This is a genomic window from Pseudomonas arvensis (assembly GCF_056688935.1).
This window is the reverse complement of sequence record NZ_CP162038.1, coordinates 2,618,799-2,640,695: the sequence shown is the minus strand read 5'-3', so window position 1 is coordinate 2,640,695 and position 21,897 is coordinate 2,618,799. Positions and strand designations below refer to the sequence as shown.

Below are 21,897 nucleotides of genomic sequence, written 5' to 3'. Positions count from 1 at the left end.
ATTTTCGGGCACGCCCAAACGAGAATGGCTTCCAATTGATGTGCAATCGCCATGATGGCTGTTCTCGCGGTCCACCCTGGGGGTTAGAATGTGGGAAATCAGGATGAGTTAATGAGCGAAAAGTCCCTTTCAGAAGCCGAATATGACGCCATCACCGAGGCCGCCGCGCATTGGTGCATGCGCCTGCACGCGTGTGATTGCACCCCGGCGGAGCGTCAGGCTTTTTCGCACTGGCACGATAGCCACCCGCTGCACGCGTTTGAATACGCGGCGATGCTGGAAATCTGGGACGTCGCCGACCACCTGCCCCGCACCGAACCTATCGCCTGCGTGGTGCCGTTCAAACCTCGCAGTCGACTGCGTACTTACGCCGTAGCCGCTGCGATCTGCCTGGGCGCACTGCCCCTGGCCGCGTTCACCGGTTGGGAAGCGGGTTGGCTGCCCAGCGCCTACGAACGTTTCGAAGCCAGCAATGGTTTACGCCAGGTGACGCTGGGAGACGGCAGCCAGGTGGAGTTGAACCTGGGCACCGAGCTGGTCTACAGCAATTACAAAGACCAGCGTCGGGTCACGCTGAAAAAAGGCGAGGCATTTTTCAAGGTCACCCATGACAGCGCCCATCCGTTTATCGTGCGTGCTGGCGAAGGCCAGGTGCAGGTGACGGGCACCCAGTTCAACGTCTGGAAGTATGGCGATCAGGTGCGCGTGATGCTGCTCGAAGGCTCGGTACAGATTGCCAGCGACCAGCAGCACGGCAGCGTTCCCCTGACGCCGGGCATGCAGGCCAGCTATCAACACGGCGATGCCACGCCCCGGGTAACGACGATCAATCCAAACGACACCGCCCTGGCCTGGCGCCAGGGCAAGCTGATCCTCGACAACCTGGCCCTGGCCGATGCGTTGCCATTGATCAACCGCTACCTGAACAAACCGGTGATGCTGGCGGACGCCAGCACCGGGGCAATTCGTATCGGCGGCATCTACAACATCAATGAGGTTCACAACCTCATCCCGTCCCTGCCCAAGGTTTTGCCGGTCTACCTGACCCAGAACCAGGATGGCAACCCCGTGCTCAACTCCATCCCGCGTCAATCCCCCAAAGGCTGAGCCTTAGCCACGCACCTGGGCTTTTTCGCGCCTGCTGTGTCCATTTTTGAAACACACGCCTGCTCTGCATCGCCCGTACTGGGCGGATTCATCGATTTGTCATGTGCAGTGTTTCACCGCTGATACAGCTGGGTGAATCGTTTGTGGTACGGCCGCGCGCGCGTGCCCTGGCCGTGGGTGTATCAGCCCTGAAACAGCACTGACATCACTTTGCCCTCGAATAACGTCAACCCATTGAAAAACAAAGCAATATAAAAAGCGGCACGGCTTCTGCTCTATCCCTTACAGCGCTGTTTAGGGTCAGCGCGAAGAATAAGGAATGCCGCCGTGATCACACTCACTCAAGGTTCGATGAACGTACTGCTGATCAGCTGTGTACTCAGCGTCGGCATCAGTGTTCCCAGCTTTGCAGGTGACGGCGTGATCGTGACAGGGCGCAACGTGCAGGCTCATATGTACGGCCGCGCCGCCTTCGGTAAAGACCCCTACCCCACCACCGCCAACGCCAATCCCAGCCGCGACATCATCAATGCCACGGGTGAACTCAGTGATATGGATATCGGCGGGATCAGCAGCGGCTCCAGCATCGTTGGCGCTATCCCGACGAACAACACGCTGACTGGCCTGCATGCCACGCAAAACAGCATGTCCACCCTGGGGGCTGGCTCTGCCGCCGGCCACGGTGCGGGCAGCAGCATGGGTGGGCAGATCAGTGATTCGATCCAGCGCGGCATGGCTCCGCTGAACAACATCGGCAGCATGATGGGGGGCAAATAATGAACCGTTCCCTGCTCGTGCTCGCCCTGCTGACCAGCGCCCCGGCCTTCGCCGACAACACCGCGGTGATCAACAACAGCGGCCAACACTACGAAGGCGTGGTGTCGATCAACCAGGCGGCGGGTAATCAGCAACAAATGTCCAACAGCCGCGCCATTGCGCTCGGTGGCCAGGCCACCAACGTCAACCTCCAGCGCCTGGACGGCAGCGTCGACCGATCCCTGAATGCCAAAGCGGCGATCCAGGGCACCTCTTTCACCAGCGGCAACGGTGTACTGGGCATCAACCAGTCGGCCGGGGCCAATAACCAATCAATCAACGCCGTGCGGATCAGCATCAACCCTGGCCCGCAAAGCATCGATGACAGCGTCCTGTTGCAACAGAACACGACGCAGTTGACCGACTCAGGGCTCACCCCCACCACTGGCAGCCGCCAAGTCGCCACCAGCGACCAGGCCTTCACAGGCAGCCGAGGAGTGATTCAGGTGAACCAGAGTGCCGGGGTGGGGAACCGAGTGGCTAACACCCTAGGCATCACTATCAAGTAACTGCTTGGTAGCACTAGTCAGACCGTACCAACACTTAACCAACTAATTAGAAGCAAGGAGAAACACCATGAAACCTCAAATGGCTCTGAAACCAATGGTTTTCGCTCTCGCCGCACTCATGGCTGCTGCTGCTCAAGCAGGTGGTGGCTGGCACCCTGCGCCTCAACCAACCGGCGTGGTTGCGTCTGTCGTGACCGACGTGCAAAACAGCGCGGGCAACCGGTTTGACGACACCAACACCGAAAACAACGCTTCTGCCGATGGCTCGGTAAACAGCAACAGCGGTAATACCGGTGTTAACGTCCAGTCGGGCAGTGGTAACCAGGCAGACAACTCCGGCGCGATCTCCAGTGCCAAAGGCGACTTTGCAACCGTATTCGCGGTCGTCGATGTGAATCAAAACAGCTTGCTGAACACCTACAGCAACAAAGGCACCCAAAACAACGCCTCCCTGGACAACTCGGTTAACGGTAACTCCGGCAACGTGGGTTACAACGGTCAGGCCGGTCAAGGCAACCAGGGTAAAAACAACCTGGCAATCACCACTGCTGACGGCAAAAACATCGCTGCAGCCGCCAACACCGAGCAAAACTCGCTCGGCAACAGCTACCTCAACACCGCTGCAACCAGCCACGGCTATGGCCATGGCGGCAAGGCCCAATACGTGTCCAACAACTCCAGCCTCGACAACTCGGTTAACCGCAACTCCGGCAACGTGGGTGTGAACCTGCAATCCGGTGCCGGCAACCAAGGCAGCAACAGCCTGTCGATCGGTCAAGGTTGCACTGTCTGCGCCAGCGGCGTGCGCTTCTGATCCAACGGGGCCTTGGCAACAAGGCCCCTTTTTTTATTCCAGTGTCCAACAGGTCAGTCGATCATGCGCCTCGCGACCCTCACCCTCCTGATGTTACTCACCGGCCCTGCGTGGGCGGGCACCATGGCCATCTCAGCCATGCCTGGCGGTGCAGTGATCTTCAAGAAGGTCGAGAGTATCCGCGAACGCCGCTTCGCCAACCTGGTGGAACAGAAAACCGATTTCAGCTGCGGTGCTGCGGCACTCGCCACCATCCTGCGCCAGGCCTATTGGCTGGACGTCGACGAAGATCACATCATCAAAGGCATGCTGGTCACTGCTGACCAGGACCTGGTGCGTACCCAGGGCTTTTCCATGCTGGACATGAAGCGCTACCTCGAAAGCATCGGCATGCGTGCCCGGGGCTACAAGATTGGGGCCGACACCTTGGTCACCGTCAAAATCCCTGTGGTGGTGCTGCTGGAAATTCGCGGCTACAAGCACTTCGTGGTGATGCAGCGCGCCGACAAGAACTGGGTCTACATAGGCGACCCGGTACTGGGCCACAAACGCTACTCGCACGACGATTTCGTCAAGGGCTGGAATGGCATCGTGTTTGCCGTGCTGGGCGAGGGTTACGACAAGGCCAATGTCTTGCTCGACCCGCCTACCCCGCTGACCGCCAAGAACCAGTTGAATGAGTTCAGGCCCGTAGGCGATGCCGAGCTGATGGATTTCGGTTTTATCCAGAGCGACTTCTTCTAAGAAGCGCAATAAGGGGCAGGATGCTCCAGGAGCAGAAGATGAACACTTCCCGTTGGCTGACGGTCATGTGTCTGGCAGCCTCAATGCCCGCTTATGCTTCATCGGGGTTCAAACCCATCGAACTCAAGGATTCGGAAATGGCCGACCTGCGCGGCCGTTACGTGATGCCGGGGCGAATCATCAGCTTCGGCATTGTCATGAGCAGCACCTGGACCAACGCCGTGGGTGACACCATCACCGGCAAGGCCAACATGCAGGTCGACTCGTCGACCATCACCCCACAATTCTACGTACAGACCACCGGCTCGACCGGCAACGGTACCAACCCGAACACCGGTACCGGCACGGTCACAGGCGGCGCCGGCCTGGGCAGTGGCCAAGGCGTCACCCAGAGCGTGCGCACCGCGGGCGATGGCAACACCGCCTACAACAACGTGGGCATCACCGTCGAGAATGGCTTTGCACCTTCCAACATCGTGCAATCGGGGCAAGTGTTGGTTGCCGGTGGCACGGTGACCGGGGACAGCGCAGCAGGCCGGGTCAGTGTGTCGGCCAACAACGGCGGCCTGCAGATGGCGATCCAGGCCAACCATAACCAGGGTAACAGTGTGCAGCAGATCGGCAGCGGCACGGTGCTGCAAGGCACGGTTTTGACCGGCAACACCAACTTCGTCAACAACATGACCCAGCTCAATGTGGTGATGAACAACAACGGTTTGAACAACGGCGCGCTGAACTGCAATCTGGACCAACTCAAAGGCCTACGTACCCTCGGTTATTGAACTACGCTGACCCTCGTCACTTACGCATTGGAAAAGGACGGCTTACTTCATGCATCGATCGTTATCGCTCCGCGCGGTAGTCTGTTTAAGTACGCTCTTGCCTGCATCCGTTCTGTATGCCGCGCCAGATGCCGATATCGAAACGCTCAAACAGGAGCTTCTGGAACTCAAGCAGCGGTATGACGTTCAGCAAAAAGCCTTGGCGGTCCTGGAACAACGGGTACGCCAGGTCGAAGATCAGCCGGCGGCACCGGCGCCCAAACGCCTGGCCAAATCCCCGGCAGACTTTCAGAAAGCCAGCGGCGCCACCGTCGCAGGTACGGGCGCCGCAGCAGCGTCCGGCGGCGCGGGCGGCGGCGGCGGCAGCTCCTATGGCCAGTCCCTCAAGGACGACTCGGCACCTGCGCAAAGTGTGAGCAACCTCTATAACGAAGCCAGCGGCTTTTTTGGCAATGGCAAGTTCAGCTTTGAAACCGGCATTACTTATGCCCGATATGACGCTCGCCAATTGACCCTTAACGGCTTCCTGGCGTTGGACTCGATTTTCCTCGGTAACATCAACCTGGACCGGATCAAGTCCGACAACTGGACCCTGGACCTGACCGGGCGCTACAACCTCGATAACCGCTGGCAGTTCGACGTGAACGTGCCCGTGGTGTACCGCGACTCCACCTACCAGTCAGCCGGCGCCGGCAACAACGGCACCGCGACCTCGGAAGCCTCGGTTACGCGCGACCCGACCATCGGCGACGTCAACTTCGGTGTGGCGTACAAATTCCTCGACGAAACCCCCAACCTGCCAGACGCCGTGGTGTCGGTGCGGGTCAAGGCGCCTACGGGTAAAGAGCCGTTTGGTATCAAGCTGGTCAATACACCCGGCAACGACAACCTGTTCGTGCCGGAAAGCCTGCCTACGGGCAACGGCGTCTGGTCGGTCACGCCGGGGATCTCGCTGGTCAAGACCTTCGACCCGGCGGTGTTGTTCGGCTCGCTGTCCTACACCCACAACTTCGAAGATTCGTTTGATGACATCAGCAGTGACGTCAACCAGAAGGTCGGCGGCAAGGTCAGCCTGGGCGACAGCTTCCAATTTGGCGTCGGCGTGGCCTTTGCCCTCAACGAGAAGATGAGTATGTCGTTCTCGGTGTCGGACCTGGTGCAGCGCAAGAGTCGGCTCAAGCCCAATGGCGGGGACTGGCAGTCGGTGGTATCCAGTGATGCGAACGCAGGGTACTTCAACGTGGGGATGACAATTGCGGCGTCGGATAATTTGACCATCGTGCCGAACCTGGCGATTGGGATGACGGATGATGCGCCGGACTTTACGTTTAGCCTGAAGTTTCCGTATTACTTCTAGGACGCTTGGGAGATTTGGTGAGCCGCTCTTGATCTTGCTTTAGATCTTGATCTTGATCTTGATCTTGATCTTGATCTTGATCTTGATCTTGATCTTAAGCGCCCCGTTAACCACGCTGGCCGGAATCCGATATTGATTTGGGGGGTAAACCGGCAGGGATGCCGGTTTAGCCGCCCTGCGCCATGGATGGCGCGTGGCGGCGGCCCCCCAAATCAATGTCGGATTACGGGCACACCGAGCCTGGGCGAGGTGCCGAGTGGTGGGGCAAGAGCCCTTTGGTTACTTTGGGGCTTTTCCAAAGTGACCCGCTGTAAGAGCGGAACCAATAGCGGACGTTACCGCAGCAACGGATATGTACTCCGACAAACCGCTCTGAGTACATATCCATTGCTGCGGTAACGGCGACCTGGGGTTCCGCCCTTACGGCGGGTCACTTTTGGAAAAGAGCCCCAAAAGTAACCAAAAGGGCTCTTGCCCCAACACTCGGCACCTCGCCTAGGCTCGGTGTTCCCTCACTCCGGCTTGAATCCGTGGGCCGCCGCAATGGGCCATCCATGGCCCAGTGCGGCTAACCCGGCGTCCTGCCGGGTTACCCACGGATTCAAGCCTGCGTTCGGCCAGCGTGTTTGACGGGGCGCCTGAGATCAAGATCAAGAGCCAAATCAAGAGCCAAATCAAGAGCAAAGGCCTCAGCCAGAGCAGCGCCAGCGCAGCAGCGCAACAAAAAGGAAAAGCCCCGCAACGATAAGGGTCGTTACGGGGCTTTTCGGTTTACCCGCCCTAGCGGATCTGGTGTTTGTGCAGCAACCGGTAGAACGTTGGCCGGGAAATTCCCAGGACGCGGGCCGCGACGCTCAGGTTGTCGCTGTGCCGGTTGAGCACATCGCACAGCGCCTGGCGTTCGGCGCGGTGCTTGTAGTCTTCCAGTGTAGACAGGGGTGGCGAAATTGCCTGTTCGCTGATCAATCCCAGATCAACGGCTTCGATCTGCCGCCCTTCGGCGAGTACCAGGCCACGGCGCACGCGGTTGGCCAATTCACGCACGTTGCCAGGCCACGGGTGCTTGCCCATGGCGACCAGCGCGTCTTCGCTGAAACTGCGTGGGCGACGGCCGGTTTCCTGGCTGTAAAAGCGCGCGAAGTGGTTGGCGAGCATCGCGACGTCGCCATGGCGCTCGCGCAGCGGCGCGGTGATGACTTGCAACACGTTGAGTCGGTAGTACAAGTCTTCACGGAAGCGGCCCTGGGCCACGGCGGCCTCAAGGTCGACGTGGGTCGCGGCCAACACCCGCACGTCCACGGGGATGGGTTGGCTGCCGCCGACGCGCTCGACCTGTTTTTCCTGGAGAAACCGCAGCAGGTTGGCTTGCAGTTCCATGGGTAGATCGCCGATTTCATCAAGGAACAAGGTGCCGCCGTTCGCCGCTTCGATGCGACCGACCTTGCGCTGATGGGCGCCGGTGAACGCGCCTTTTTCATGGCCGAACAATTCGGATTGGATCAGGTGTTCCGGGATCGCGCCGCAGTTGATCGCGACAAAGGGCTTGGCATGGCGCTGGGACTGGCGATGCAGGGTCTTGGCCACCAGTTCCTTGCCGGTGCCACTGTCGCCCCGGATCAATACCGGGGATTCGGTGGGCGCCAGTTTGGACAGGAGTTTGCGCAACTCACGAATCGGTCGGCTGTCACCGAGCAGTTCATGCCCCTCATCCACCGGGGTGTTGCCCTTGCCGCGCAAGCGCGCCATGCCGAATGCACGCCCCAAGGTGACCTGGACCCGAGACACGTCAAACGGCAAGGTATGAAAGTCAAAAAACCATTCGCAGACAAAATCACCGACATTCTGCAAGCGCAGGACGTCCTGGCTAAGCACTGCGATCCACTCGGTGCCGCTGCGGCTAATCAGCTCCTTGACCGCTTCCGGACGTTCCAGGTGATAGGGCTGCAAGCGCAGCAAACCCACGTCACAAGACCGGTCGCCTACCGCCTCCAACGCACAGCTGTCCACCTCCCAACCGGCGGTGCGCAAACCAGGCAATAGCCCATGGCAGTCATCACACGGGTCGACCACGAGCAAGCGGCGTTGCGCAGGTGTAACAACCATGACTATTCCTTGGCGTCAAAATTGTTGGTTAGTGGCGACAAAGTTATTTATAAACAATAGCTTGTGACGTCCAGCGCTAACACTAGCAAAATCTTGACACAGGCCTTGTACCGTTTCGCTATAAGTGCGAGCAAAAAGCCAGCATCTGCGGGTTCCGGCAAAAAAGTTATGCCACGCTAAAACCTTCATTCAGCTTTCAAAACAGCTGCTTACATGACGTTAATCAGGAAAGGTTGAAATTTGTTGCTCTAACATGTGACCCGTACCCCGTCATCGTGCATCAGTACAAGTAACCCGCCGCACGGTCAGCCCAACCGCCGGTACTCACTTGAATGGGCATTTAGAGAGAGACCCACATGAACGCCCCGCTCCGCATCAACGAAGCTCTTTTGATCGCAGACCGTGCTTTCCAGCCCTTTCAGTGCGTGGCCTGGCACGATGGCAATGGCGCCCTGAGCCTGAGCGTCGTCGACCGTACCAATACCCGTATCGGCAGCAAACAATTGTCGTCGAACACCTACAGCGACCCGGCGCAATTGGAAGACTTGCTGTTGCAGGCCCGCGCCGAACTCGACAAAGATGGCTACCAGTTGCAGTCGTGGGCCATGCCGAAGTAAGTCGCTACGCCAACTTCCGATCACTGCAAAACACTGATCGGAAGTTGGCTGATTTAAGTTAAGACACTTTTATTGCGCAGCGAGAATAAACCGCTCGATTGCCTCTGCAGCACCGTCATCGATATTACTACCGGTGACCACATTGGCCTGGCGCTTGACGGTTTCTTCCGCCTGCCCCATGGCAATCGATAGTCCGGCCACATGAAACATCGCCGGGTCATTACCCCCATCACCGATGGCCGCCGTCTGCTCCAGCGGCACCCCAAGGTGCGCCGCCAGGGTCTTCAAGGCCTCACCTTTATTGGCCAGCATGGCCGTCACATCCAGATAAATCGGTTGCGAACGCGATACTTGCGCCAGGCCTTGCACCTTGGGCTGTAAACGCGCTTCCAGTTCCACCAGTAACTGTGTGTTGTTACTCGCGGCGACGATCTTGTCGATCCGATCCAAATAAGGCTCGAAACTCTCCACCACCACCGGCCCATACCCCAGGCCATGGGTTTCTCGCGGTTCCACCGGTCCCGGCGGGCCGCGCCGCAGCCAGTCACCGTCGGCAAATACCCACGCTTCCACGTCCGGCTCGGCCGAGAACATCGCCAAGGTCACCAGCGCCGCCTCGGCCGGCAGGTGGTGGGCAACCAGAATGCTGCCATCCGGGTTGATCAAGGTGCCGCCATTAAAACCGGCCACCGGCACATCGATCCCGAAGGTCTCGATCAGGTGCAGCATGGCTTTGGGTGGTCGACCGCTGGCCAGGCTGAAAAACACCCCGGCCTCGCGCAACGCACTGACCGCATCAATCGTGCGCTGGCTAAGACTGTGGTCCGGGTGCAGCAACGTGCCGTCCACGTCGCTGAGGATAAAACGGATGGGATGAATCGCGGCATCACTCATCCGAGGCTATGCCACGTGCGACCATCGCGGGCCAGCAACGCATCTGCCGCCGCAGGACCATCCTCACCGGCCTTGTAAGCCTGGATCCCATCATCTTCCTTCCACGCATCGAGGAATGGCTGTACCGCACGCCAGCCGTTCTCGATATTGTCGGCCCGCTGGAACAAGGTCTGATCACCCGTCATGCAGTCGTAGATCAGGGTTTCGTACCCGGTCGACGGCTGCATCGCGAAGAAGTCCTTGTAGGCAAAACCCAATTGGATATTGGCCATATCCAAGGTCGGCCCAGGCTTTTTCGCCAGCAGGTCGAACCACATGCCTTCATTGGGCTGGATCTGGATTTTCAGGTAGGTCGGCTTGAGTTCATCGACCTCGGTGTCGCGAAACTGCGCATACGGCGCCGGTTTGAAGCAGATCACGATTTCGGTGTCACGCACGCTCATGCGCTTGCCGGTTCGCAGATAGAACGGCACGCCGACCCAGCGCCAGTTGTCGATCATCACTTTGAGCGCAACGAACGTCTCGGTGCTGCTGTCGGGCGCGACGTTGGCTTCTTCGCGGTAGCCCGGCATCTGCTTGCCGCCGATTTCGCCCGCTGTGTACTGCCCGCGCACCGAGTTGGCCCGTGCATCTTCCAGGGACCACGGCCGTACCGCACCGATCACCTTGGCCTTTTCACCGCGCACCGCGTCGGCGCCAAAGGCCGCTGGCGGCTCCATGGCCACCATCGCCAGCAGCTGGAACAGGTGGTTGGGCACCATGTCGCGCAGGGTGCCGGTTTTTTCGAAGAAGTTGCCTCGGGTTTCCACGCCAACGGTTTCGGCGGCGGTGATTTGCACATGATCAATGTAATGGTTGTTCCAGAACGCCTCGAACAGCACATTGGAAAAACGGCTGATCAAGATGTTCTGTACGGTTTCCTTACCCAGGTAATGGTCGATGCGGTAGATCTGCTTCTCGCTCATCACCTTGAGCAGGCTGGCGTTCAGTGCTTCGGCGGTGGCGAGGTCGGAGCCAAACGGCTTTTCGATCACCACACGTCGGAAGCTGTCGTCAGTCTCCGTCAACAATCCGGCACTGCCCAGGCGCTGCACCACTTCACTGAAGAAGCGCGGCGCGGTGGCCAGGTAGAACACCGCATTGCCGGTGCCGCTGTCGGCGATTTTCTTGCCGATGTCGGCGTAGGTGCTGTCGTCGAGGAAATCACCCTCGACGTAGCTGATACCTTTGGCCAACTGCGCCCACAAGTCCGGGTCCAACGCATTGTCCGCATTGCCCTTGACCTTGCTTGCGGCCTCGGTGCGAATGAAATCCTCCAGCTTCTTGGCGAAGTCGGCATCGCTGATAGCGTTGTGATCAACGCCCACGATGCGCAAGCCATCGCCCAGCAGGCCATCACGACTGAGGTTGTACAGCGCCGGCATGAGCAGGCGCTTGACCAGGTCGCCATGGGCGCCAAACAGAAACAAGGTGGTCGGTGGAGCGGGTTCGGCCTTGGGTTTCTTGCCGTTAGCGGTCATTTTTTGGAAGTCTCCACGTGACCACCAAAGCCGAAGCGCATGGCAGACAGCATCTTGTCACCGTAAGTGCTCTGCTGGCGCGAACGGAACCGCGCAAACAACGAGGTGGACAGCACCGGTACCGGCACGGCTTGTTCCATGGCGGCTTCGATGGTCCATCGGCCTTCGCCGCTGTCGGCAACGGAACCGGAGTAGCCGTCGAGTTTCGGGTCGGTGGCCAGGGCGTCGGCGGTCAGGTCGAGCAGCCAGGACGAGACCACACTGCCACGGCGCCAGACTTCGGCGATATCGGCCACGTTGAGGTCGAAACGCTGGTCTTCGGGCAGGTTGTCCGAGTTTTTGGTCTTGAGGATGTCAAAACCTTCGGCGAAGGCCTGCATCATCCCGTACTCGATGCCGTTGTGGATCATCTTGACGAAATGCCCGGAACCCGCCGGGCCGGCGTGGATGTAGCCCTGCTCGGCGCGTTTGTCAGCGGTTGCCGAACGATCCTTGGTGCGTGGGATGCTGCCCAGGCCTGGCGCCAGGGCGGCGAAGATCGGGTCGAGGCGCTGTACGGTTTCGGTGTCGCCACCGATCATCATGCAGTAGCCGCGCTCCAGGCCCCAGACGCCGCCGGAGGTGCCGACGTCAACGTAGTGCAGGCCCTTTTGCGCCAGTGCCTTGCCGCGACGAACGTCATCCTTATAGTTGGTGTTGCCGCCATCGATGATCACGTCACCGTCTTCGAGCAGCTCACTGAGTTCATTGATGGTGTTTTCAGTGGGGTCGCCTGCCGGCAACATCACCCACACGGCGCGAGGCTTTTGCAGCCCGGCAACCAGGGCTTTCAAGTCGGCGACGCCCGTGGCGCCCTCCTCGCTCAAGCCTTTGACAAATGCTTCGTTACGGTCGAAAACAACGGTGGAATGCCCATTGAGCATCAGGCGCCGTGCAATATTCCCGCCCATGCGGCCTAGTCCGATAATCCCCAGTTGCATGTGCTGATGCTCCTAACTACTAAATAAATGTGTGACATAGTTTATAGCGCAATGAGGCTAATGAGGGTTAGTCAGGGGCAGATCCATGTAGTTTCATGAGAAAATGTTGCCATCGTTTCACCATCACGCCAGCAAAAGTCACACGACCGCCAAAAATAAAAAAGTTCCATTGCGCTGAAAAAGAATTCAGAATTGCTTCCGACTGATGCCGAGAACCTCGACTCAAGCGTTCTGGCACACCGCGACACACCGGCTATTTGCGAGGTAAGCAATGAGCACTGCACAGATGACCCGTCCTCCCCAGACCCTCTACGTCACGCTCCGTCGCGATGAACTGCGCCAGTTGAAAGACGAACGCGACCAGTTGCAGCACGAGGTCATGCGCCTGCGTGCTCATATCATTCAAGCCCAACTGGACCAGCCTTCCGGCGCGCAACCTGCGCTCTGCTGAGCCCCGTCATCACTTTGTAAGATAACGGCTACAAAAATCTCACAAAGTTTTCACACGCACCTCCCGATACTCCCGCCCCCAAGGGCCATCCCATGCAAGGGTGGCCTCCGTTGCGCGCAGCCCTGCGCGCGACTGAAAAATTACCGGGTTGGAGCGCTGGATGGCACTGTTCGAACGCAGCACTAAGTCTGCGAAAGGCTTTGATTGGGCCGGTCTTGGCTGGTTATTCCTGTTTTTCTGGTACTTCTCCGGTATCACCCAGCTGCTGATTCAACTCAGCGGCACGTCCGGCTTCAGTGGTTTTCGCCAAGCGTTCTTCATGAGCGCACTGTGGCTTGCCCCCCTGCTCGTTTTCCCGCGCCGTACGCGCTTGCTTGCCGCCCTGATCGGTGTGGTGCTGTGGGCCTGCTCCATGGCCAGCCTGGGCTATTTCTTCATTTACCAGCAGGAATTCTCCCAAAGCGTCATCTTCATCATGTTCGAATCGAACATCTCTGAAGCGGGCGAGTACGCCACCCAGTACTTCGCCTGGTGGATCGTGCTGGCCTTTATTGCCCATACCGCCGTGGCGATTTTCCTGTGGACCCGAGTGCGCCCCGTGTACCTGCCACGCGGCCAGGCCCTGGTGGCGGCAACTGCGATCCTGGTGGCCATTATCGGTTACCCGCTGGTCAAACAGATCGCCCGCAGCGACACGATGGACGACGCCATCGACCGCTTCGAATCGCGCATCGAGCCTGCCGTGCCCTGGCAGATGATCGTTGCCTATCGGCGCTACACCGAACAACTCGACAACATGCAAGGCATGCTCGACAGCGCCAGCCAGATCCCGCCCCTGACCAATCTCAAGGACACCATGGCCGGCCAGCCCTCGACCCTGGTGCTGGTCATCGGCGAGTCCACCAACCGCCAGCGCATGAGCCTTTATGGCTACCCGCGCAACACCACGCCGGAACTGGACAAGCTGCGCGACCAATTGGCCGTGTTCGACAACGTCATCACCCCGCGCCCCTATACCATCGAAGCGCTGCAACAGGTGCTGACGTTTGCCGACGAGGAGAACCCGGACCTGTACCTGAAAACGCCGTCGATTGTCAGCGTGATGAAACAGGCCGGCTACAAGACCTACTGGATCACCAACCAGCAGACCATGACCAAGCGCAACACCATGCTCACGACCTTTTCCGAGCAGGCCGACGAACAGGTCTACCTGAACAACAACCGTAACCAGAACGCCCGCCAGTACGACGGCGACGTCCTTGCGCCCTTCTCCAAGGCCCTGGCCGATCCGGCCGAACGCAAGTTCATCGTGGTGCACCTGCTTGGCACCCACATGAGCTACCAGTACCGCTACCCGCCGACCTTCGACACGTTCACTGATCGCCAAGGCGTACCGGCGGGTATCAGCGATGATCAATTGCCCACCTACAACAGCTACGACAATGCGGTGCTGTACAACGACTTCGTGGTGTCGAGCCTGATCAAGGATTACGCCAAGACCGATCCAAACGGTTTCCTGCTGTACCTGTCGGACCACGGCGAAGACGTATTCGACTCCGCGGGCCACGCCACGCTGGGACGTAACGAAGGCAAACCGACTGCGCCGATGTACACCATTCCCTTCATGGCCTACGCCTCGCCAAAATGGCGCGAAACCCACGACTGGAGTTTCGCAAGCGACCTGCAACGCCCGTACACCAGCTCACAGTTGATTCACACCTGGGCCGACCTGGCCGGGCTGAGCTTCAATGAACTGGACCGCAGCAAAAGCCTGGTGAGCGACAGCTTCAAACCGCGCCCACAGCTGATCGGCAATCCGTATATGCGCCAGCAGAAAGCCTTGATCGACTTCAGCCTGATCAAGCCGAAGAAGGTTGACCCGACCGATGTGGTGCTTCAGGAAGCGCCGGGCTTGTAACAGAAAGATAACAATCATTCTCGTTTAAGCCTAAAGTTCCTCCCCTCCTTTCGTCTTTGAGCCAAGGCCTTCCCTTTCCGGGTGGCCGCAAAGACGACAAGGAGTCTTCCGCGATGTTCGCGCCCTTTACCCGTTCCCTGACCTTCACGCTTGGCCTGTGCAGCGCCGCATTGAGTACGGAGCTGCTGGCTGAAACAGCCCCCGAACAGACCCCGCTCGAACTCGGCGCCACCCGGGTCACTGCCGATGGCCTCGGCGCCACCACCGAACACACCGGGGCCTACACCACCGGCTCGATGAGCACCGCCACCCGCCTCAACCTGTCCGTCAAGGAAACCCCGCAATCGATCTCGGTGATCACGCGCCAGCAGATGGATGATTTCAATCTCAATACCTTGACCGACGTGCTGCGCCAGACCACCGGTATCAACGTGCAGCACAATGACTCCGACCGTGTGTCCTATTCGGCCCGGGGTTATGGCATCACCAATTATCAGGTTGACGGGATGCTCAACACCTTCGGTTACATGAAGTCTGACGCCGACACCATCATCTACGACCATATCGAGGTCGTGCGCGGCGCTACTGGGTTGACCACAGGTGCCGGCGACCCTTCGGCCACCATCAATATGGTGCGCAAACGCCCCACCGCCCAATGGCAGGCGAAAACCGGCATCAGCGCAGGCAGCCATGACAACTACTACAGCTACGTGGACGTGGGCGGCCCGCTGGCGTTCGACGGCAAGTTGCGCGGGCGCACGGTGCTGGCTTACCGCGACAGCCAATCCTTCCGTGACAACTATGGGCTGCAGCGGGCGGTCGGCTACGGCATTCTCGAAGGCGATCTGTCAGACGACACCGTGCTGGCTGTAGGTTTCGATTACCAGAACAAACAAGTCCAGGGCACTTCCTGGGGCACCGTGCCCTATTGGAACAGCCAGGGCGGCAAGGCCGGGCTGTCGCGCTCTACCAATATGGCGGCGCACTGGAGTTCCTGGCCGCTGACGGACAAGACTACCTTCGCCACCCTTGACCATCGCCTGGGCGGCGATTGGCATATCAAGGCCGCCTACACCCATCGTCAGAGCGACACAGATGGCAAGGTCTACTACGGCGGCTCAGGCTTCCCCAACGACGACCGCAGCGGCATGGCCGCCTGGGCGAGCCACATGCGCGGCACTTCGCGCATGGAGGCCATCGACCTCAACCTGGCCGGCAGCTATCAATTACTGGGCCGCGAACACGCGCTGATGATGGGCTATGGCGAGGCCGCGCAACGCGATAGTTCGCCGTTTATGCGCGACAACATCCCCGCTGGTTACTACAGCATTGAAGACTGGAAATACATGGGTGCGATCGCCAAGTTCGGCGACACCGTCACCGACCTCAAAGGCGAACACAGCAGCAAGCAACAGAAGGCTGGCTACCTGGCCACGCGACTGAGCCTCACCGACCGCCTGCATGCGGTGCTGGGCAGCCGCTATGGTAGTTGGGAACTGAAAAGCGCCGCTCCTGATTACGATGACAACGACCAACTGACCGCCGCCGGCAAAACCAGCCAGACCCACAATGACATGTGGACTCCCTACGCCGGGCTGCTGTACGACATCTCGCCGGAGTACACCGTCTACGCCAGCTATACCGATATTTTCAAACCCCAAAGCCTCAAGGATGCCAACAAGAAATACCTTGAGCCGGTGGTGGGCAGCAACTACGAGGTCGGCATCAAGGGCAGCGTGCTGCAAGAGCGCCTGAACCTGGCGGCAGCGTATTTCTGGAGCACCCAGGACAACGTTGCCGAGCGCGACTATACCGTACCACGCAACCCAGCGACCGGCGAGGAGTACTACAAGTCAGGCGGCAAAGGCAACAAGGTGAACGGCTTCGAACTGGAAGCGTCCGGGGAAGTCATGCCCGACTGGAACCTCACGGCCGGCTACACCTACACCCATTCAGTGAATGGCTCTGGCAAACGCAACAACACCGGGCAACCGCTGAACCTGCTGAAGGTGTCCAGCGCTTACCGGATGCCGGGCGCATGGCGCAACCTGACCGTGGGCGGCGCAGTGAACTGGCAGAGCGATATCTACGACTTCAGCAATCGACCGACCGGTGAGCGCGACAGTGACGGCGACATGATCACCACCCGGGCAAAAATTACGCAGCAGGCCTACACCGTGGTCAACCTGATGTCCCGCTATCAGTTCGACGAACACGTTTCAGCGTCGCTTAACGTCAACAATTTGTTTGATAAAAAATATTACGAGCGTGTCGGCTTCTATAACGGCGTGTACTGGGGTGATCCACGCTCCATTACCCTCGCGCTGGACTGGAAACTTTAAAGCCCCCCATCCGAAGTTAACCAAATCGTTAACTTCGGATATTGCTCGGGTTAATTCCCACTTAATAAGATCACTCCACAATCGCCCCAAGAATCTGCTCAAGGACAGAACGGATAAAACGATCACACTTAATGAGAATACCCCGATGAAACTCTCGACCTTGATGCTTGCCAGCCTGATGACCCTGGCCTCCGCCGCCGCGTTTGCAGAGGATGGCTCCGAGCGGATGAAGGAGTACTACAACAACTTCACCTTCACCCAGCAGAGCGTTCACGGCACAAATGAACAGACCGCTTCCGCCGACGGCAAGACGTCAAAGACCAGCACCACCGATCAGGAACAACCGAAGAGTTAATTAATGTTTAGTTAATCCGCAACACCCATGGCCATTCCGCTCCATTGGCCAATGGTTTATTGGGCGCCATTTAATGGCGCCCTTTTTTTGCCTGTTATTTATTGAAGCGGTTTGTTCCAGAACAACATGCGGCCATGGGCTGGATCAAACTTCGAATCATCAAAACCGAACTTTCGATACGCCGACTGGGCGACAGCATTACCCTCAAGCACCTCAAGCGTGATTTTGCAGCAGCCACGCTGGCGGGCAATTTCCTCGACCTTCTGCAGCATTTTCTGACTCAGGCCCAGGCCGCGAAAATCATTCATCACCGCCACGTCATGAATATTGACCAGTGGCCGGCAGGCAAAGGTGGAGAACCCCTCAAAACAATTCACCAGCCCTGCCGGCACACCGCCGACAAACGCGAGAACACTGAAGGCGTGCGGGCGTTTTGCCAGTTCTGCCGGCAGTTGCTCCAACAGGTCAGCGGGCAGGCTATGGCCACCGCCCATCGGGTCTTCGGCGTAGTGGTTCAGCACGTGGCCTATGGCTTCAGCGTGCACGGGGTTGGTGTAGCTGGCTTGCAGCACCAGGATATCTGGGGTTTCCATTGCCTTCCTCGATCACGACAACAAGGGAACCGGCTCCCTTTGAGGGGCACGATTGTAAGCGCGGAGTCGGCGGTAGATGAAGGAGATTAACTACAAATATCTGCCTGAAGTGCGCACGGTATGCGCGGGAAACAGCGCCAGGCAAGCCTTGCCGGGTCTTACAACGCCGCGCCGAAACGTTCCAGCTGCATTTCCTGCAGGCGACTGAGGGTACGGCGGAAGGGAAACGCCAGGTAGCCCTCGGTATAGAGGCGCTCCAGCGGCACGCGTGCCTCAATGAACAGGGGCACCTTGCGGTCGTAGCACTCGTCCACTAGGGCGATAAACCGGCGTACGCTGTCATCATGCACGGACAACTGCGGCAATTCGCGATCACCCGCCACTACCCGCTCGGCGCCGTCTTCGGTGCCTCGGGCGATCCGGCCAGGGCGCTGCTGCGCACTCAGGTCAGGCACGTCGCCGAGCAAGATTGCCTTGAAGCGATCACACAGCAGCATGAAGTCCATCGCGGCCAAGGGTTGCTCGCACAGGTCGGCATAACGACACCACAGCACGCTGTCACTGGAGCGCACCGTCACGATGCTGCGGTGGCCGACCACGACCGGCTCGTGGCTCACCCTCTGCCCCTGCGCCAATTGCCCGAACACATTCGCCAGCGCCTCGGGTTGATTGACCCAATAGCGCTGCAGGCCGACACCCGGATGCAGGCGGTGGTCCTCAACGCCGTCGACCGCTACGACCCGCATATGTTGCTTGATGGCTGCGATACCCGGCAAAAACCGGTCGCGGTTGAAACCCTCGGCATACAGGAGGTCGGGCGGCTGGTTGGAGGTGCAGACCATCACCACACCCTCCTCGAACATCACCTGGAACAACCGACCCAGGATGATCGCGTCGCCAATGTCATTGACGAACAACTCGTCAAAGCACAGCACACGCACTGCCTGGCTCAGTTCCCGCGCCAGGGCCTGCAAAGGATCGGCGGTGCCCGTCAGCTGGAATGAGCGCTGGTGCACCCAACCCATGAAGTGATGAAAGTGCTGCCGCCGCGCCGGCACCCGCAGGCTCTGGTAGAACTGATCCATCAGCCAGGTCTTGCCGCGCCCGACGGGCCCCCACAGGTACACGCCGTTGATCGGCGAGCAGCCTTGGTGCAGGGCGTCATGACAGGCTTGCAGGGCATCCACCGCCCGGCGCTGGGCGTCGTCGGCGACGAAGCCTTGTTGGGCGATGGCGTGTTGATAGGCAGCGAGGGGCGAGTCGAAAGTCATGCCCGCGATTATGACCTACAGCGAGATATCCAACCGTGAAATCTTGCCCTGCTCGTTAAGGCGGAAGGTGTAGCGCAACTCCAGCGGGCTGCCGGGGAAATTGCCGGAGACCACGTTGCTCACCAGCACTTTACCGGTGCGGTGTTGCACATTCAGCACCTCGACCCGCGGCTGGTAACGTCGTGCAGTGTCCTCCATCCAGCGCGCAATCGCGGCGGGGCCGACCTGGTGCTCGCCCTCATCGAACACATTCGCATCGTCGGCGAACCACTGGGCAACCGCTGAGGTGTCGCGGGTATTGGTCGCCGCAATATAGGCCTGAATGGCCGGGGCCAACTGAGACTGGGGCATGACACAGCTCCTTTTTTGGTGATTTATGGCGCCATGCTAAGCCAGGGCTGTGTCAGCTTTTGTCAGGAGTGAACGGTGCAGACTCATTCTGCTCCATCAGCGTGCGCCAGGCCCTCAGCCAATCACTGCGCCGCCCCGGATACCTTTCACCTTGGGCTTGAGCGCTCGCCACACGGTCGGTACGAAAGGTGCGGTAAGCGCCGCGCAATTCACACCAAGCCACAATCACGCGTGCTTCATTGAGAAAACCCAGGGCCAGCGGCCAGACCAGCCGCTGGCTCTGGGTCTGGCTGGCATCGGCGTAGTCGATATGCAGCTTGGCCTGGTTGCGGATAGCCTCACGAAACACGTTCAGGGGCACGCGGTTTTCCGGGTAGCCGAAGCCTGGCGGTCCAGGCAGCAGCGTCGGGTTGCGCAAGGCTTCCTGGGCGGCGGGGTCGAGCACATCGGCAATCTTGGCCAGCGCATTGGCTGCCGCCCGACTCAACACCTCATCCCCACGCTGATCCACATAACGCAAGCCCAGCACCACTGCCTCCGTCTCCTCGGCGTTGAGCATCAAGGGCGGTAGAAACAGCCCGCTGCGCAGCACATACCCGACACCGGCCTCACCGAAAATGGGGGCGCCAAGGGCGGTCAACTCGGCGATATCGCGGTACAACGTGCGCTCGGACACTTCCAACTGCGCCGCCAGCACAGCAGCGGTCACCGGACGTTTCTTGCCCCGCAGGGCCTGCAACAAGGTCAGTAGACGAGTGGTACGCGACACATTGATCCCGCCGAAAAAGGAAAAGTGCCGCAGCTTAGCAGAGCCTACTGTCAGTAATTGTCAGCAGCAGGCACACCCAGCCACGGCACCGCCTTCAACTATCAGGCGACGATATCCTGCTTCAAGACTTTGCCCGAAACATTGACCTTGAAGCCGGCCATCCCCTTCCCATCAAGATCGATCTCAAGGCTGCTCAATCTTTTCTTAGGGTTGTAGTGGAGCCTGGCCTCTCCTGCCTGCCCGCTGAACTCATCGACATAGCTCAAGCCGGGTTTTCCGGTCGCCGCACGAATACTGGAGACATCAATGGTGTCTTGCCCCCGGCGAAAGTCCATGATTTTGTCAGGCGCCGCAGCGGTGGAATGGCTGGCGTCGGAAAACACAAAGGTATCCTTGCCCCGCCCGCCCCAGAGCCTGTCCTGCCCTGGGCCGCCGTCGATCACATCATCACCGGCCCCGCCAACAAGGTTGTTGGGCGCTTGGTTACCCAGGATCAAGTCGTGGCCGGACCCACCGAGCGCATCTTCGATGACCACGTTCGGGGCGATGGAGAGGTTGCCCTTCATGCCTCCCACATCGGAAAACGTGCCTGCATTCAGATTGATTTTCTGGTCATCGCGATAACCGGAAAGGTCCAACGTATCATGCCCCCCACCATCCCATATCGACGCCACCAAGGGATCATCATTGGATTTGACGCTGTAGTGATCCCGCTCGGAATTGGAGTTAAACCCATAGACCGTATCACCGGAGCGTGTCTCATGGTTGGCACCGTAACGCTTTTGGATTGAAGTGATGTCATCCATCATCAATCCTTTGGGGTAGTGTCGAACACCATCTTTGGTAAAGTCATGGCCACTATGGGTTTCGGGCCAATAACTCATGACCGTGTAAGCATTCGTGTCTTGCTGATAGGTTTTGGCCTTCTCAAATCCTAGCCTGTGGTTGTTATTGTAGAACCCCGGATGCCCCTGCCCTAACTGGTGCCCCAGTTCATGCAGTTTCAAGAACCTGCCGGGCGCGTCCGGCGCGGGAAACGTAGCAGTGCCTGGCATGGGTTTATTGCGGTAGAAGCTGTCCCAGCCCTCGCGCTCAGCGCTCACTAACGTTACGCCGCGCATGCCTGCCTGGGGATTGGCCGTGCCCCCAAAATTGCCAAAGCCGACATGCCCTTCCCCACCATTGGCAGACCCCTTGGGGGAGTCTTTGGTGAACGTGATGCCCGCCACGTCCCCATAGTTCTGCATGGCCTTGAGCGCATCATTTTTTTGCTCTCGGTTAAATGCTGAAAAACCTGTCAGCCCCGCGTCATCAAAGTTAATCGTAGGGCGCTTGAAAAACGTGTAAGTAAGCTCCGTCTTCCCATTACCATTCTTGTCGGTCCAGGGATCCGGCCCGCTGGCCGCTATATGATCGGATGCTTGATCACCGGTATAGGAAGGCTTTTGATTAGCCGGTTGGCTTTTGCCGCGCTCATCCCGTTCACGAAATTCCTGCATCCGCTTGAAGTTATTGCTGGGCGCTGGGCTCAGAGGCAGATTATTTATCATCACGAATCATCCTTCTCGGTGGTATGGCGTTCACCGAGAAGGATGATTGCTTTG

General features: G+C 59.0%; 21 protein-coding genes. 12 read left to right on the top strand and 9 right to left on the bottom strand.

Annotated elements, in window-relative coordinates:
* The first annotated feature begins 111 nt into the window (after positions 1-111).
* From AB3G88_RS11880 to AB3G88_RS11850, 7 genes are all read left to right on the top strand, one after another.
* Positions 112-1,107 carry a FecR family protein gene (locus AB3G88_RS11880; RefSeq protein ID WP_480454121.1) on the top strand — a complete coding sequence of 332 codons (996 nt, stop codon included), beginning with the start codon at positions 112-114 and terminating at the stop codon, positions 1,105-1,107.
* A 327-nt stretch (positions 1,108-1,434) separates the two neighbouring features.
* Positions 1,435-1,884 (top strand): fibril amyloid chaperone protein FapA, encoded by a 450-nt coding sequence (locus AB3G88_RS11875; protein WP_099585228.1) that lies wholly within the window; start codon positions 1,435-1,437, stop codon positions 1,882-1,884.
* Positions 1,884-2,432: a fibril amyloid subunit FapB gene (locus AB3G88_RS11870; protein ID WP_480454120.1), complete on the top strand. Its 549-nt coding sequence runs from the start codon at positions 1,884-1,886 to the stop codon at positions 2,430-2,432. The genes AB3G88_RS11875 and AB3G88_RS11870 overlap by 1 nt, the downstream gene beginning before the upstream one ends.
* Positions 2,433-2,499: 67 nt before the next feature.
* On the top strand, positions 2,500-3,246 hold the full coding sequence (locus AB3G88_RS11865; protein ID WP_099585230.1) for an amyloid-like fimbrin subunit FapC: 747 nt from the start codon (positions 2,500-2,502) through the stop codon (positions 3,244-3,246).
* A gap of 63 nt (positions 3,247-3,309) precedes the next feature.
* On the top strand, positions 3,310-3,990 hold the full coding sequence (locus AB3G88_RS11860; protein WP_099585231.1) for a fibril amyloid maturation endopeptidase FapD: 681 nt from the start codon (positions 3,310-3,312) through the stop codon (positions 3,988-3,990).
* Between the two features lie 38 nt (positions 3,991-4,028).
* Positions 4,029-4,772 carry a fibril amyloid subunit FapE gene (locus AB3G88_RS11855; protein ID WP_099585232.1) on the top strand — a complete coding sequence of 248 codons (744 nt, stop codon included), beginning with the start codon at positions 4,029-4,031 and terminating at the stop codon, positions 4,770-4,772.
* Between the two features lie 49 nt (positions 4,773-4,821).
* Positions 4,822-6,129, top strand: a complete 1,308-nt coding sequence (locus tag AB3G88_RS11850; RefSeq protein ID WP_099585233.1) for a fibril amyloid transporter FapF — start codon at positions 4,822-4,824, stop codon at positions 6,127-6,129.
* A gap of 780 nt (positions 6,130-6,909) precedes the next feature.
* Here AB3G88_RS11850 and AB3G88_RS11845 read toward each other — a convergent pair.
* Positions 6,910-8,232 (bottom strand): sigma-54 dependent transcriptional regulator, encoded by a 1,323-nt coding sequence (locus tag AB3G88_RS11845; protein ID WP_099585234.1) that lies wholly within the window; start codon positions 8,230-8,232, stop codon positions 6,910-6,912.
* 356 nt (positions 8,233-8,588) lie between these two features.
* On the opposite strand from AB3G88_RS11845, the gene AB3G88_RS11840 reads away from it, so the two are divergent.
* On the top strand, positions 8,589-8,849 hold the full coding sequence (locus tag AB3G88_RS11840) for a hypothetical protein (RefSeq protein WP_099585235.1): 261 nt from the start codon (positions 8,589-8,591) through the stop codon (positions 8,847-8,849).
* A 69-nt stretch (positions 8,850-8,918) separates the two neighbouring features.
* Here AB3G88_RS11840 and AB3G88_RS11835 read toward each other — a convergent pair whose 3' ends face one another.
* The 3 genes from AB3G88_RS11835 to gnd are packed head-to-tail and all read right to left on the bottom strand — an operon-like array spanning position 8,919 to position 12,243.
* On the bottom strand, positions 8,919-9,743 hold the full coding sequence (locus AB3G88_RS11835) for an HAD family hydrolase (protein WP_112195025.1): 825 nt from the start codon (positions 9,741-9,743) through the stop codon (positions 8,919-8,921).
* Positions 9,740-11,263 (bottom strand): glucose-6-phosphate dehydrogenase, encoded by a 1,524-nt coding sequence (gene zwf, locus AB3G88_RS11830; protein ID WP_099585237.1) that lies wholly within the window; start codon positions 11,261-11,263, stop codon positions 9,740-9,742. The genes AB3G88_RS11835 and zwf overlap by 4 nt, the downstream gene beginning before the upstream one ends.
* Complete coding sequence (gene gnd / locus AB3G88_RS11825) at positions 11,260-12,243, bottom strand: phosphogluconate dehydrogenase (NAD(+)-dependent, decarboxylating) (RefSeq protein WP_122310264.1); 984 nt, start codon at positions 12,241-12,243, stop codon at positions 11,260-11,262. The genes zwf and gnd overlap by 4 nt, the downstream gene beginning before the upstream one ends.
* Positions 12,244-12,514: 271 nt before the next feature.
* Here gnd and AB3G88_RS11820 point away from each other — a divergent pair, with 271 nt between their 5' ends.
* The 4 genes from AB3G88_RS11820 to AB3G88_RS11805 all read left to right on the top strand — a co-directional run bounded on the left by AB3G88_RS11820 (position 12,515) and on the right by AB3G88_RS11805 (position 17,309).
* Positions 12,515-12,694, top strand: coding sequence for a DUF6026 family protein (locus AB3G88_RS11820; RefSeq protein WP_256592840.1), 180 nt, complete (start codon positions 12,515-12,517; stop codon positions 12,692-12,694).
* A 160-nt stretch (positions 12,695-12,854) separates the two neighbouring features.
* The gene (locus AB3G88_RS11815) at positions 12,855-14,612 is read left to right on the top strand and encodes a phosphoethanolamine transferase CptA (RefSeq protein ID WP_400524734.1); all 1,758 of its coding nucleotides are present in this window, start codon (positions 12,855-12,857) and stop codon (positions 14,610-14,612) included.
* Between the two features lie 113 nt (positions 14,613-14,725).
* The gene (locus AB3G88_RS11810) at positions 14,726-16,954 is read left to right on the top strand and encodes a TonB-dependent siderophore receptor (RefSeq protein WP_480454118.1); all 2,229 of its coding nucleotides are present in this window, start codon (positions 14,726-14,728) and stop codon (positions 16,952-16,954) included.
* Between the two features lie 145 nt (positions 16,955-17,099).
* Positions 17,100-17,309 carry a hypothetical protein gene (locus AB3G88_RS11805; RefSeq protein WP_099585241.1) on the top strand — a complete coding sequence of 70 codons (210 nt, stop codon included), beginning with the start codon at positions 17,100-17,102 and terminating at the stop codon, positions 17,307-17,309.
* A 98-nt stretch (positions 17,310-17,407) separates the two neighbouring features.
* Here the strand turns inward: AB3G88_RS11805 and AB3G88_RS11800 are convergent, their stop codons facing one another.
* From AB3G88_RS11800 to AB3G88_RS11780, 5 genes are all read right to left on the bottom strand, one after another.
* Positions 17,408-17,902 carry a GNAT family N-acetyltransferase gene (locus AB3G88_RS11800; RefSeq protein WP_480454116.1) on the bottom strand — a complete coding sequence of 165 codons (495 nt, stop codon included), beginning with the start codon at positions 17,900-17,902 and terminating at the stop codon, positions 17,408-17,410.
* A gap of 158 nt (positions 17,903-18,060) precedes the next feature.
* A complete protein-coding gene (zapE, locus tag AB3G88_RS11795; protein ID WP_480454114.1) occupies positions 18,061-19,173 on the bottom strand; it encodes a cell division protein ZapE in 1,113 nt (370 codons plus the stop codon).
* A 15-nt stretch (positions 19,174-19,188) separates the two neighbouring features.
* The gene (locus AB3G88_RS11790; protein ID WP_099585244.1) at positions 19,189-19,524 is read right to left on the bottom strand and encodes a nuclear transport factor 2 family protein; all 336 of its coding nucleotides are present in this window, start codon (positions 19,522-19,524) and stop codon (positions 19,189-19,191) included.
* A 52-nt stretch (positions 19,525-19,576) separates the two neighbouring features.
* Positions 19,577-20,293, bottom strand: a complete 717-nt coding sequence (locus AB3G88_RS11785; RefSeq protein WP_099585245.1) for a helix-turn-helix transcriptional regulator — start codon at positions 20,291-20,293, stop codon at positions 19,577-19,579.
* A gap of 101 nt (positions 20,294-20,394) precedes the next feature.
* Positions 20,395-21,843: a M10 family metallopeptidase C-terminal domain-containing protein gene (locus tag AB3G88_RS11780; protein ID WP_480454112.1), complete on the bottom strand. Its 1,449-nt coding sequence runs from the start codon at positions 21,841-21,843 to the stop codon at positions 20,395-20,397.
* Positions 21,844-21,897 lie beyond the last annotated feature (54 nt).